Raw genomic sequence first — 11,844 nt, forward strand, 5'->3', positions numbered from 1 at the left:
GCCATTCAGCTTGACGGAGCGTCCTCGCGGAGCAGCTTTTCGGCCTTCAGGTCTGCCCAAAGGCCTTCCGGGATCTTCGCGTCCATCAACGAGCGATTGCTATCGACCTCGGCGACGCGCTGGCCGCCGGGAACGACCGAAACCACCGACGGATGCGAAAGAGGAAACTGCAGCGCCGCCTCTATCAGCTTTACGCCGTGGCGCTTGCAGACCGCCTCGATGCGGGCGACGCGGTCGAGGATGTCCTGCGGCGCCGCTTCGTAATTGTAGTACGCGCCGGGCTTCGCGCCCGTGGCAAGGATGCCGGAATTATATGGCCCGCCAAGGACGATACCGATGCCGCGCTTTTCGCAGAGCGGCAGGAAGCTGTTCAAAGCCTCCTGTTCCAGAAGCGTATAGCGGCCGGCGAGGAGAAAAAGATCGAAGTCGCCGCGCTCGGCCAGCGTCTGCGCGACCTGCCACTCGTTGATGCCGCCGCCGATCGCCTTGATGACCTTCTGGTCGCGCAGCGCGATCAGCGCATCGTAGCCGGAGCGCATGAATTCCTCGATGCGGGCGTCGGAAGCTTCCTTGCTGCCATGGGTAAAGATGTCGACGTCGTGCACGAACAGGATGTCGACACGGTCGACGCCCAGCCGCTCCAGCGAAAATTCGAAGGAGCGCATGACGCCGCCATAGCTGTAGTCGTAGACCTCACGGCGCGTCGGCGTTTCGAAGAATTTGCCGATGCCGGTACGCTCCTCCGGCTTGGAGACGCGCATCAGCCGGCCGACCTTGGTGGACAGCACGTAGTCGTCGCGGCGCTTGCCGCGCAGAAAGCGGTTGAGCCGGGTTTCGGAGAGGCCAAGCCCGTAGAGCGGCGCGGTGTCGTAATAGCGCACGCCGGTTTCCCAGGCCTTTTCCAGGATGGCGTTGGCGTCGTCGTCGGAGATGGCGCGATAGAGATTGCCGAGCGGCGCGGTGCCGAAGCCGAGTTCGGTGAAGTCCAGACCGCCATTGCCGATGCGGTCGAAATGCCTGACTTTCATACGCCGTTTCCTCTCCGAATTTTGGACCGGACACTAGCAACACTCTGGTACGACCAAAAGTATGCCGAAGCGTTGGACAGGTATTTTTCCGGTTGCTAAGCATGCGTGGAAACCAGCGGTTCGAGGCAAGAGTGACACAGAAATTCAGGAACGTTTTCGGCGCCGGCAAGCCGGTGATCGCCATGGTGCATTTTGGTGCGTTGCCCGGTTCGCCGCTTTATGACGCCAAGGGCGGTCTCGACGCCCTGATAGACGGCGTTACCAAGGATCTCGGCGCACTGCAGAAGGCCGGCGTCGACGCCGTCATGTTCGGCAACGAGAACGATCGGCCCTACGAGTTCCAGGTGGACACCGCCTCGACCGCCACCATGGCCTATGTGATCGGCAAGATCCGCGACAGGATAACGGTGCCGTTCGGCATCAACGTCTTGTGGGACCCGATGGCCTCGGTGGCGCTGGCCGCGGCGACGGGCGCGGCCTTCGTGCGCGAGATCTTCACTGGCACCTATGCGTCCGACATGGGGCCGTGGACGCCGGATGCCGGCAAGGCCATGCGCTACCGCGACCGGCTGCACCGCTCCGACCTGGCGCTGCTCTACAACGTCTCGGCCGAGTTCGCCTATTCCCTCGATCAGCGGTCGCTGCCCGACCGCGCCCGCTCTGCGGTGTTTTCGAGCATCCCGGACGCGATCCTGGTGTCCGGCCAGATCACCGGCGAGGCCGCGTCGATGAGCGATCTCGAAGCGGTCAAGAAGGTGCTACCCACCACGCCGGTGTTGGCCAATACGGGCGTCAAGCATGCGACCATCGCCGACGTGCTGAAGATCGCCGACGGGGTGATCGTCGGCTCTTCGCTGAAGGTCGACGGCAATACATGGAACGCGGTCGATCCGGATCGCGCGGCGGAGTTCATGCGGCTGGCTCGGGCGGCGCGGGGCGCGTGATGCCTGCTGCCGCCGGATCGAACGAGAGCCTGCGCGACCGCCTCCGCACGCTTCTTACGGAGCTGATGCTGATTCCCGGCCTAAGCGGTCATGAGGGCCGGGTGCGGCGCCATCTCGCCGCCGAACTGCGCAAGCAGGGTCTGGCCACCAGCACCGACCGGCTGGGCAACCTCATCGCCACGCTGAACGGCGATGAAGGCGCCCCCAGCGTCATGCTGTTTACTCATATGGACCAACTCGGTTTTGTCGTGCGCAACATCGAGAACGACGGTTTTATCCGCGTCGAGCGGCTCGGCGGCGTGCCGGAGCGGGCGCTGCCGTCGCAGGCGGTGACGATCTGCGTCGGCGGGGGCAGGGACCGCGCCGGCCTGATCGCCAACAAGAGCCACCACGCCACCACGCCGGACGAGAAATACAAGGTCGTTCCCTACATGGACCTCTATATCGACGCCGGCTTTTCGAGCCGCGCCGAGGCGGAGGCCGCCGGTGTGCTGATCGGCTCGCCGATCGTCTACCGCCCGCAGGTCATCGCGCTTTCCGAGACGCGCATCGCAGGCACCTCGGTGGACGACCGTGCCGGCTGCGCGGTCATCATCGAGGTTGCCCGCGCGCTTGTCGACGCGGCGAAGCGCCCGACCGTGCATTTCGTCTTTTCCGTGCAGGAGGAATTCAATTTGCGCGGCGCGCTGACGGCGGCGCAGGTGCTGAAGCCCGACATCTGCATCCAGCTCGACCTGCTGCTCGCCACCGACACGCCCGACATGGCCTATCGCGGCAACGTTGCGATGGGCGGCGGCCCGGGGATCAGCCTCTATTCTTTCCATGGCCGTGGCACGCTGAACGGCACCATTCCGCATCCGGCATTGGTTGCGCTGTTCGAGACCACTAGCCGGGCGGAGAACATCCCCCTGCAGCGCAGCGCCCACACCGGCGCGCTGACGGATTCCTCCTACGTCCAACTCGTCGAAGGCGGCGTTGCGTCGATCGATGTCGGTTTTCCCATGCGCTACTCGCATTCCTCGCTGGAGATGGTCGATCTCGGTGACCTCGAGCAACTGACCCGCCTGCTGGTGGCGGGGATTTCTTCGATCGACAAGGATTTCGGCCTTGACCGGGACGACTGGAATGATCGGTGAGCGCGGTCGGTGGGTGGGTTCCGGGCTACGGCTGTACTCCGTCCAACACCCCTCATCCGACCTCGCTTCGCTCGGCCACCTTCTCCCACAAGGGGAGAAGGTGGAGTTTCGCGCCAGCCTCGCAGCCAATCGTCAACGTTGGAGATTTGCAGGAGCGGAAATGACGCGCTCTACCTTCTCCCCTTGTGGGAGAAGGTGGCCGAGCGAAGCGAGGTCGGATGAGGGGTGTTGGACGGAGTGCTACCGTGCCGGCAAAATCCCATTGACCGACCGCTGGAGCGCCGCATGAGCTACACACTCGGCATCGACATCGGAACCTTCGAATCGAAAGGCGCGATCGTCGACGGGTCGGGCAATGTCGTCGCCGCGGCGGCGCGACCGCACAAGATGCTGGTGCCGCGGCCCGGCTGGGCCGAGCACCGGCCGAAGCAGGACTGGTGGGGCGATTTCTGTTTCATCGCTAAGAAGATGCTGGCTGAGAGCGGCATCGACCCGAAAGCGATCAAGGCAATCGGGACGAGCGCCATCGGCCCCTGCATGTTGCCGGTCGATGCCGAGGGCGAAGCGCTTTCCAACGCCGCGCTTTACGGCGTCGACAATCGCGCCGTGGTCGAAATCGATGAACTGACCATCCGTATCGGGGCCGAAAGAATCCTCGACCGCTGCGGCAACGCGCTGACGACGCAGTCGGTGGGCCCGAAAATCCTGTGGCTTAAGAAGAACCGGCCGGAACTCTACGACAAGGCGGCGAAGGTCGTCACCTCGACCACCTATCTGGTCCAAAAGCTCACCGGCGAATGTGTGGTCGACCACTATTCGGCGGCGAATTTCTCGCCGCTGTACGAGATCGACGTAAAGGGTTGGAGCGCGGCGCTGGCGCCCGACATCATCGAACTCGACCGGCTGCCGAAGGTGCTGTGGACGACCGACATAGCCGGGCAGGTGACCAGGAAGGCGGCACGGGAGACGGGCCTGGCCGCGGGAACTCCTGTGATAACCGGCACGATCGACGCGGCGGCGGAGGCGCTCAGCGTCGGCGTGACGAAAGCCGGTGACATGATGGTCATGTATGGCTCGACCATCTTCATCATCATGCTGTCCTCGAAACGCATCCAGGACGGGCGGCTGTGGTATGCGCCGTGGCTGTTCCCCGGCGAGCACGCCTCGATGTCGGGGCTTGCGACCAGCGGCACACTGACCCACTGGTTCCGAGATCAGTTCGCCAAGGACCTGCCGTTCGAAAGCGCCTTCCGCACACTGACACAGGAGGCGGAAAAATCGCCGCCCGGCGCCAACGGCGTGATCATGCTGCCGCATCTGTCGGGCGAGCGTACGCCAATCCACGATTCGCACGCCAAGGGCGTGATCTTTGGGCTGAACCTGACGCACACCCGCGGCGACCTCTATCGCGCCGCGGTGGAAGGCATAGCTTACGGCACCAACCGCATCTTCGAGGCCTATCGCGAGATCGGCGAGGCGCCCAAAAAACTGCTGGCGGTCGGCGGCGGCACCAAGAACCCGGTCTGGATTCAGGCGACCTCGGACGTTTCAGGGATGCCGCAGACGGTACGCGAGCGTTCATTCGGCGCGAGCTACGGCGATGCTTTTCTGGCGGCGCTGGCGATCGGCGCGGCCGGGAAAAGCGACATCGGCGCGTGGAACCCCACGGCGCGAAAAGTCTCGCCGCGCGGGAAATTCCGGGAAGTCTATGAAAGGCAGTATTCGATCTTCAAGCGCATCTACGGTCAGACGAAGGACCTGATGGCGGAGTTATCGTGACGACTTTGTTCCAGACCGCACTGGATGAACTGGGCGCGGTGCTTGGCCGAGTGGACGAGTCGCGCGTCGACGAAGTGTGCAAATTGCTGGCGCAGGCCGGGCGCATCGGCACGCATGGGTTGGGCCGCGAGGGGCTGCAGATGCGCGGTTTCGCCATGCGGCTGTTCCATCTCGGCATGCCGGTCGGCGTCGTCGGCGACATGACCATGCCGCCGCTGGGCAAGGGCGACGTGTTCCTGACCTCCTCCGGCCCAGGCGAGACGGCGACGGCGCTGACGCTGATGAAGGTGGCGAAGGAAGCCGGCGCCACGGTGGTCGTGCTGACGGCCGAACCCCAGGGCAGCGCGGCGAGACTGGCCGACGTCACGCTGCTAATCCCGGCGCAGACCATGGCGAGCGACCAGGGCGCCGCCAAAACCTCGGTGCTGCCGATGGGCTCGGCCTTCGAAGGCGCGCTCTTCCTGCTGTTCGAGGTGATGGTGCTGAAGCTGAAGGCGCTGACAAATGCCTCGCCGGAAGCCATGAGGGCGCGGCATACGAATATGGAATAGGGGCCTCGCGGATGCGCTACGAACTGATGCTGCCGCACCAGATCCGGCAGGCGATCGCCGAAAACTGGCCGGTGGTGCTGCCGCTCGGCGTGCTCGAATACCATGGCGAGCACATGGCCGTGGGTATGGACACGCTGGCCGTCATCAAGACGCTCGACCTGATCGAAAGGGAGATGCCCCTCGTGATCATGCCGCCCTTCTATTACGGCGCGGCGAGCTACGCGGTGGAGAAACCGGAGGGCAACGGCTCGGTGCAGGTCGGCGGCAAGGCGCTGGCGGCGTTCGGCGAGGATTTTTTCTACTCGCTGCTCAGGATCGGTTTTCGCAACATCCACGCCATCATCCATCACCAGACCGAGAATTTCGCGGCTGGCATGCCGACCGATCTGGCCTTCAAGACTGCCGGGCGCCAAGCGATCTTCCGCTTCCTCGAGAAGGAACACGGCGAGGGCTGGTGGGGTGACGAGGCCTCAGCCAATTATTATGCCGACCATGCGGCGGGCGCGAACCCGTTCAACTGGGTGCAGGTGCATTCCCTCATGGGGCCTGAAATGTTTGGAAAATTCCCGTTCGACCATGCCGGGCAGGGCGAGACGTCGCTGATGCTGGCGCTGTGCCCGGAAGCTGTTGATATGGCGAAGGTCGGCGACAACAAGGGCTGGTACACGGAAACGGCGAAGGCGGCGAGCGTCGAAGTAGGAGCCAGGGGCGTGGAGATGATTCTGGCCCGGTTAGGGGCCTTATTGAAGGGTTGAGGCTGATACCAACGGCGGTCGACGTTGATCGCCGTTGGCATAAATACCACGGCTCTTGCCGCCAAGCGCTCCTGGCGGATGGCGTTCGAATTCTCAACTGGTTTTATACTGGACGGTCGGCGGTCATGACGTATCGATGCGTCCTGCCCCGCAAGAGATCATTGCGCGCCGTGCCTTCATCGCGTGGCCCCGCCCTGTCACCGCCTGCGCGCGTTGCGAAAAACGCCCGCTTGGCCCGCCGCGAAACTGCCGCCACCCAGCGAAAACGCCCTGCAGGCCGCCGAAGACGCGGGCCAGCACGCGGAAGCAGCGGGCCAGCCGCAGAGCTTCGACGCAGCCGTCGCCATCGGTCCCGCAGATCGGGGTCGGAGGCAAGGCCATCGCGCCGCCGATCCGCTCGGCGGCAAAGACCCGCGCGACGGCCTCGGCCGGCCGCAGCAGCGATAGCACCACAAGGCGAAGCGGGAGCGGCAGAAGGCAAAGGAAGTCGGCCAGAACAGCCAGTCGAAGCAGTGTGGCCGCGATGCCTCTCAGCGTCTCCTGCTCCTCTTCGCGTTCAGCCCGGTCCATTCCAGCCTCCGTTCGTCACGCATCGTAGCAGAGAGGCGAGAACGGTCAAGGAAATAATTCCTATGTCGGTCCGGCATTCACTGTTTCTGCGTGGAAGACCCGTCGACGTCCGATGCGGCGGCGCCAGCTTTGGAAGGCTATTAGTGCTTGATTTGGTGTATCCTGATCTTTGTATCGGGATACACTATCGGAGGATAGCGTGGCCTTCCATATCAAGAATCCGGAGACGGATGCGCTGGCGCGCAGGGTTGCCGCCATCAAGAATGTCGGGCTGACGGAGGCCGTGCATGTCGCTCTTCAGCACGAGCTGGAGCGCGACGTTGGAAAGCCTTCCTTGCTCGAAAAGAGCATGGAATTCGCCCGGCGCTTGCGTGAGAAGGGACGGCCTGAACTGGGACAGCCGGTCGACAAGGAGTTCATCGACAGCCTTTACGAGGATGATTGATGTTCGTAGACGCCTCGGCGCTTACGGTCCTGATGACCGTCGAGGACGGTTCACACCATCTGTTTGCCAAGGTTGAGCGCGCGGGGACGCGGCTCACGTCGCCGCTTGCGGTCTGGGAAGCCGCCGTGGCGGTGTCGAGAACGACCGGCCTCGAGATTGAGCAGGCAGGGCACGAAGTCGATGACTATCTGACACTTGCGAAGATCGACCTCGTGCCGATCCCGGCCGAAGCCGCTGAATTGGCGCTCGGGGCCTTCGACCGCTACGGCAAGGGGCGGCATCCGGCCCGGCTCAACATGGGCGACTGCTTCGCCTATGCCCGCGCGCGGCATTTCGCTCAACCGCTGCTCTACAAGGACGACGATTTCGCCCAGACCGACATCGAGACAGCCTGATCGTCTGCCTCTACTTCACAGCCCCCGCCGTCATGCCCTTGATCAGATAGCGCTCCAGCAGCACGCCGATGATGGCCAGCGGGGCGATTGCGGCGGTGGAGAGTGCCGCCATCGACCACCAGTTTATACCCTGTGAGCCTGTCTGGCTGGCGACCATGACGGGAATTGTGTTGGCGTTGGTGGAGGTGAGCAGGGCCGCGAAGAAATACTCGTTCCAGCACAGCACCATCGAGAGGATGAAGGCGGCGACCATGCCGGGCAGTGCTATGGGGAGCACGATCTGGAAGAACGCGCCCCACACCGACAGGCCGTCGACGAGGGCTGCTTCCTCCAGTTCGACCGGGATCGAGTTGAACTGGTCGCGCATGATCCAGATGACGATCGGCAGCACCGCCAGCGTGTAGAGCAGGATCAGGCCGATGCGCGTGTCGAGCAGGCCAAGCCCCTTGTATAGCGCCAGGAAGGGCAGGGCGAGCACAACGGGCGGCAGGATGAGTTGCGACAGGAAGAAGAAGGATATGTCCTCGTTCTTCATCCACAGGAACTTGTAGCGGAAGCGGGTGAGCCCGTAAGCGGCGAGGCTGCCGATGACGATCGCCAGCACCGAGGCGCCGATAGAGGTGATCACCGAATTGAAGAAGCGCTTCAAAAATTCGTCGCGCACCGTGGAGGTTCCGCCGATCGTGTCCGGCGACAGGCCGAGCGAACGCCAGCCGCGCCAGTCGGGGGTGAAGTCGACCCACGGGATCAGGCGTCCCTGGGTGACGTCTGGCGCCGTCTTGAACGAGGTGGTGATGGTCCAGTAGATCGGGAAAAGGCAGATGAAGGCCCAGAAAATCAGTGCGCCATAGATGAAGACGCGGCTGGTGAAGAAGGCGGCCGGCGAGCGGACTTCCGACGGGGCGTGTTCGATGGCTTCGGCGGTCATGCGGCCACCTCGAAGCGGCGGTTGTTGGTTGGTGCGGTGGGCCGGACATCCCCGTCCTTCGCCCTTCCCCACAAAGGTAGGGAAACGATCCTCCCCGCCTCGCCTTTGGCGAGACGCGGGTGCTGCCGAGGCGAGCCGGCGAAGCCGGATCGGACAGGATCACGTCCATACACACTCGCTCCGCCCAAAAAGGGAGAGAGATCACGGATCGGGCTGGCTATCATCGCCATCACGTCACATTCCGCACAAAACGGTTCGCGAGCTTCAGGAGCAGCGTCACGAACACGATGATGATGATGAGATAGACCATGGCGAGCATTGTGCCGTAGCCGACATTCGACCGATCGCGGTATTCGCGGAAGATGAAGCTGGTGACGGTGTCGGTCGCGCCGCCCGGCCCGCCGGACGTGACGGTAATGACGATGTCGGCGAGCTTCAGCTTGAAGATGATGCGCAGGATGACGGCGGTCACCGACACCGGCAGCATCAGCGGGAACGTCACGCCCCAGAAAGTCTGCCAGGCTGTGGCGCCGTCGACCTTGGCGGCTTCCAGCACGTCGCGCGGCATCGCCTGCAGGCCGGCGAGCAGCATGATCATCAGGAAGGGGATGAAGGTCCAGGCGTCGAGCAGCATGATGGAGATCTTCGCCGTCCATGGGCTGGCGAAGAAGGCCGGGTTGTCCCAACCGAGTTTTCGGGCGAGCGTCGCCGCCGGGCCGAAGCGGTATTCCATCAGCGACTTGCCGATCATCCACGACACCGCCACGGGCGACAGCATCAGCGGCAGCAGGAAGACGACGCGGAAGAATTTCCGCGCTCGGATCTGGGCGTTGAGCAGCAGCGCCAGCCCGAAGGCGATGACGTATTCCACGAACACCGCCAGCACGTAAAAAACCATGTTGAGCAGGGCGTTGCTGTAGAATGGATCGCGCAGCATCTGCCAGAAATTGTCGAGGCCGTTGAATTTCGGCGTGCCGCTGAGATTCCAGTCGAGCGTGGCGATGTAGAAGCCGAACAGGGTGGGAAATACCACCATGGCGACGGTGAACAGGACGGCGGGCAGAAGGAACAGCGCACGGTGCCCTTCCTCGCCGCGCGTCAGCACCTGGCCGACGCCGAGCGCCACGCCCCACAGAATGTAGGCATAGAGCAGAGGCCGCCAGGTCGAGAAGCCGAAGTCGATAGCGCCGGCGGCATAAAGGATCTGCATGATCGCCACGATGGCAAGGCCGGCCGTGGCGAGCGCTATCAGCATGCGGCCGAGCTTCTTGCGGCCCGCCGGAATCGTGTCGAGCGCGGCGCCGAGGGAACTGTTCTGGGCTATGGCCGTGGCTTGTTCGGACACGCGGTCGTTCCAGACGATGAATGACGAAGGCCTATCGCGGCTCGCCGGTCAAAAAAGCCCGGCGGCAGCGCCGCCGGGACGATATTCAGGCCTTTCGGCCGGCTCACATGCCCAGCGAAGCCTTGTAGAGCTTGATCTGGTTCTCGCGGCCGATCTGGTCGGTGATCTTCTCCCAGGCCGCGGCGATCGCATCGGCGGTCTCCTGCGCCGACTTGTACTGGCCGTTGACGCCCTTAACCAATTCATCCTCGGCGATAGAGTAGTACTGGAAGATGCCGGGGATGCGCGGTTCGATCGCCGCGTTCGGGTGATTGTAGCTGTCGAGGTTGGAGCCGAGATAATCCTCGACGAAGGCGCGATCGTAACCCGCCGCTTCCCACTCGTCGTACTGGAAGTGCGAATTGCGGTAGGGCTGGAAGCCTGAGGGATAGGCAGCGGTCCAGAGCGACAGGTCCTTGCCGCCGAGATGCGCCGCGGCCGACCAGGCGGCCTTGCGCTTCTTCTCGTCCGACGAGACGCGGCTGGTCACATAAACGCCCCAGCCGAGATAGGCCATGTTCGGAGCAAAGTTCTCCTTCTCCTCCCAGGCGCTCGTCTTGGCGTTGTAGACGCGCCTGGCGCCGGGGTTGATCGAGAAGCCGACCACGTCGCCCACGACGGAGGTGTCGGAGGTCCGGGCGTTGGAGCCGACGTCGCCCCACCAGCAGAGCGCGGCACCCGTGCCGCCGAGGAACTGCGAGAACGCCGTGGCGTTCGGGTCGGCGTTGAGCTGATCCGGCGGATAGGCGTTGGCCTTGACGAGATCGAGCACGTCCTGGATCGCCTGCACCCAGGCCGGGTTGTTGACGCGCGGCTTCATGGTGTCCGGGTCGAACAGCCAAGCCTTGTCGTCCGGATGTTTGGCATAGGCGGAAGCGCGGTCCTCGAGGAAGTAGAAGCCGAAGCCGCCCCACTGATACTTCAGCGGATCGAGGAAGCCAAAGGCCGGTGCGCCGGTGAGCGGATCGGTCTTGCCGGCAAGCGCGGTCGCCAACGCCGGAAAATCCTCCCAGTGCCGGGGAACCTCGGCCATGCCACTGAGCGAGCCGTCGCCGAAATAGTCCTTGCGGTACGCGAAGGTGTGGCAGTCGCCGTCGATGGTGATGCGATAGGTTTTGCCATCCCAGGTGCCGACAGGCGCCTTGAGGTAGTTGACCAGGTCGTCGGCCTCGATCTGCTTCGCGACCCAGTCGGGCATCTCGTCGAGCAAGCCCTTGCCGGCTGTGTCGCCCTCGAAGGGCGCGCCCATCTCGATGACGTCGAAGTCCACGGTGCCGGTGGCGATCGACTGCTGCAGGCGGGCGTTGTAGTCCGCCTGGGCGAGGTCGATCCAGTTGATCTTGGCACCGGTATAGGCCTCCCAAGGCTTGAGGAAGCCGCGGAACAGGAAGTTGTGGAGGTTCTGGTTGTTGAGACCCATGAAGGTCAGCTCGACGCCCGCGAACTCGCCCTCCTTGACGTTTGCCTTGGTGGCGCCGAGGCAGAGCTCGCCGACCTTCTGCCAGTCGGCGTCGGTGGGCGAACCCTTGCCGACACCCGGAATCTTCAGGATTTCTGCGCGCACATTGTCCTGCGCCGACGCCTCGCCGGTGAGGGCACCGAGCCCCGCGGATGAGGCGGCGGCGATGGCTGCCATGCTCGCTGCGCCCTTCAGCACGTCGCGCCGTGTGGCGCCCATGCGAAGCATCTGGTTGTAAAGACTTACTTTCATGTCATTTCCTCCCGGACATGTCTGTAAACTGGTGTCGGCCTGCCGGCCGCTTGCGTGTCGCTTGGTCGTTCCCCCGGTCCGAAACGGACGAGGTGCGTCACCCCGTTCATCGGCGCATAGTTGTTTCATGCGTGCAAGACGCTCGCCACTATTCTCGGAACGCGTTTCCGTGTCAACGGAGATGGACGGTCGTTGGTAGGACCAGTTTCACCATGGAC

At 63.7% G+C, this 11,844-nt stretch carries 12 protein-coding genes; 7 read left to right on the forward strand and 5 right to left on the reverse strand.

Annotated elements, in window-relative coordinates:
- Positions 1-5 precede the first annotated feature (5 nt).
- Positions 6-1,028 (reverse strand): aldo/keto reductase, encoded by a 1,023-nt coding sequence (locus ABMA59_RS18340; RefSeq protein ID WP_349006821.1) that lies wholly within the window; start codon positions 1,026-1,028, stop codon positions 6-8.
- A 131-nt stretch (positions 1,029-1,159) separates the two neighbouring features.
- Here ABMA59_RS18340 and ABMA59_RS18345 point away from each other — a divergent pair, with 131 nt between their 5' ends.
- The 5 genes from ABMA59_RS18345 (at position 1,160) to ABMA59_RS18365 (ending at position 6,193) form a co-directional block, all read left to right on the forward strand.
- Positions 1,160-1,972 carry a BtpA/SgcQ family protein gene (locus tag ABMA59_RS18345; RefSeq protein ID WP_349006822.1) on the forward strand — a complete coding sequence of 271 codons (813 nt, stop codon included), beginning with the start codon at positions 1,160-1,162 and terminating at the stop codon, positions 1,970-1,972.
- Positions 1,972-3,108 carry a M42 family metallopeptidase gene (locus ABMA59_RS18350; protein ID WP_349006823.1) on the forward strand — a complete coding sequence of 379 codons (1,137 nt, stop codon included), beginning with the start codon at positions 1,972-1,974 and terminating at the stop codon, positions 3,106-3,108. Before ABMA59_RS18345 ends, ABMA59_RS18350 begins: the two co-directional genes overlap by 1 nt.
- A 285-nt stretch (positions 3,109-3,393) precedes the next feature.
- A complete protein-coding gene (locus ABMA59_RS18355) occupies positions 3,394-4,887 on the forward strand; it encodes an FGGY-family carbohydrate kinase (RefSeq protein WP_349006824.1) in 1,494 nt (497 codons plus the stop codon).
- On the forward strand, positions 4,884-5,438 hold the full coding sequence (locus tag ABMA59_RS18360; protein WP_349006825.1) for an SIS domain-containing protein: 555 nt from the start codon (positions 4,884-4,886) through the stop codon (positions 5,436-5,438). Before ABMA59_RS18355 ends, ABMA59_RS18360 begins: the two co-directional genes overlap by 4 nt.
- Before the next feature lie 11 nt (positions 5,439-5,449).
- The gene (locus ABMA59_RS18365; RefSeq protein WP_349006826.1) at positions 5,450-6,193 is read left to right on the forward strand and encodes a creatininase family protein; all 744 of its coding nucleotides are present in this window, start codon (positions 5,450-5,452) and stop codon (positions 6,191-6,193) included.
- Positions 6,194-6,316: 123 nt separating this feature from the next.
- Here the strand turns inward: ABMA59_RS18365 and ABMA59_RS18370 are convergent, their stop codons facing one another.
- Complete coding sequence (locus ABMA59_RS18370) at positions 6,317-6,763, reverse strand: hypothetical protein (RefSeq protein WP_349006827.1); 447 nt, start codon at positions 6,761-6,763, stop codon at positions 6,317-6,319.
- Between the two features lie 199 nt (positions 6,764-6,962).
- Here ABMA59_RS18370 and ABMA59_RS18375 point away from each other — a divergent pair, with 199 nt between their 5' ends.
- Positions 6,963-7,208 carry a type II toxin-antitoxin system VapB family antitoxin gene (locus tag ABMA59_RS18375; protein WP_349006828.1) on the forward strand — a complete coding sequence of 82 codons (246 nt, stop codon included), beginning with the start codon at positions 6,963-6,965 and terminating at the stop codon, positions 7,206-7,208.
- A complete protein-coding gene (locus ABMA59_RS18380; RefSeq protein ID WP_349006829.1) occupies positions 7,208-7,603 on the forward strand; it encodes a type II toxin-antitoxin system VapC family toxin in 396 nt (131 codons plus the stop codon). Before ABMA59_RS18375 ends, ABMA59_RS18380 begins: the two co-directional genes overlap by 1 nt.
- A gap of 10 nt (positions 7,604-7,613) precedes the next feature.
- Here the strand turns inward: ABMA59_RS18380 and ABMA59_RS18385 are convergent, their stop codons facing one another.
- The 3 genes from ABMA59_RS18385 to ABMA59_RS18395 form a co-directional block, all read right to left on the reverse strand.
- Complete coding sequence (locus tag ABMA59_RS18385; protein WP_349006830.1) at positions 7,614-8,531, reverse strand: carbohydrate ABC transporter permease; 918 nt, start codon at positions 8,529-8,531, stop codon at positions 7,614-7,616.
- Positions 8,532-8,760: 229 nt separating this feature from the next.
- Complete coding sequence (locus ABMA59_RS18390; RefSeq protein ID WP_349006872.1) at positions 8,761-9,786, reverse strand: carbohydrate ABC transporter permease; 1,026 nt, start codon at positions 9,784-9,786, stop codon at positions 8,761-8,763.
- 193 nt (positions 9,787-9,979) lie between these two features.
- Positions 9,980-11,626: an extracellular solute-binding protein gene (locus tag ABMA59_RS18395; RefSeq protein ID WP_349006831.1), complete on the reverse strand. Its 1,647-nt coding sequence runs from the start codon at positions 11,624-11,626 to the stop codon at positions 9,980-9,982.
- Positions 11,627-11,844: the final 218 nt, after the last annotated feature.

Origin of the sequence: Mesorhizobium yinganensis (assembly GCF_040081985.1) — a bacterium.
Classification (GTDB): Bacteria; Pseudomonadota; Alphaproteobacteria; order Rhizobiales; family Rhizobiaceae; genus Kumtagia; species Kumtagia yinganensis.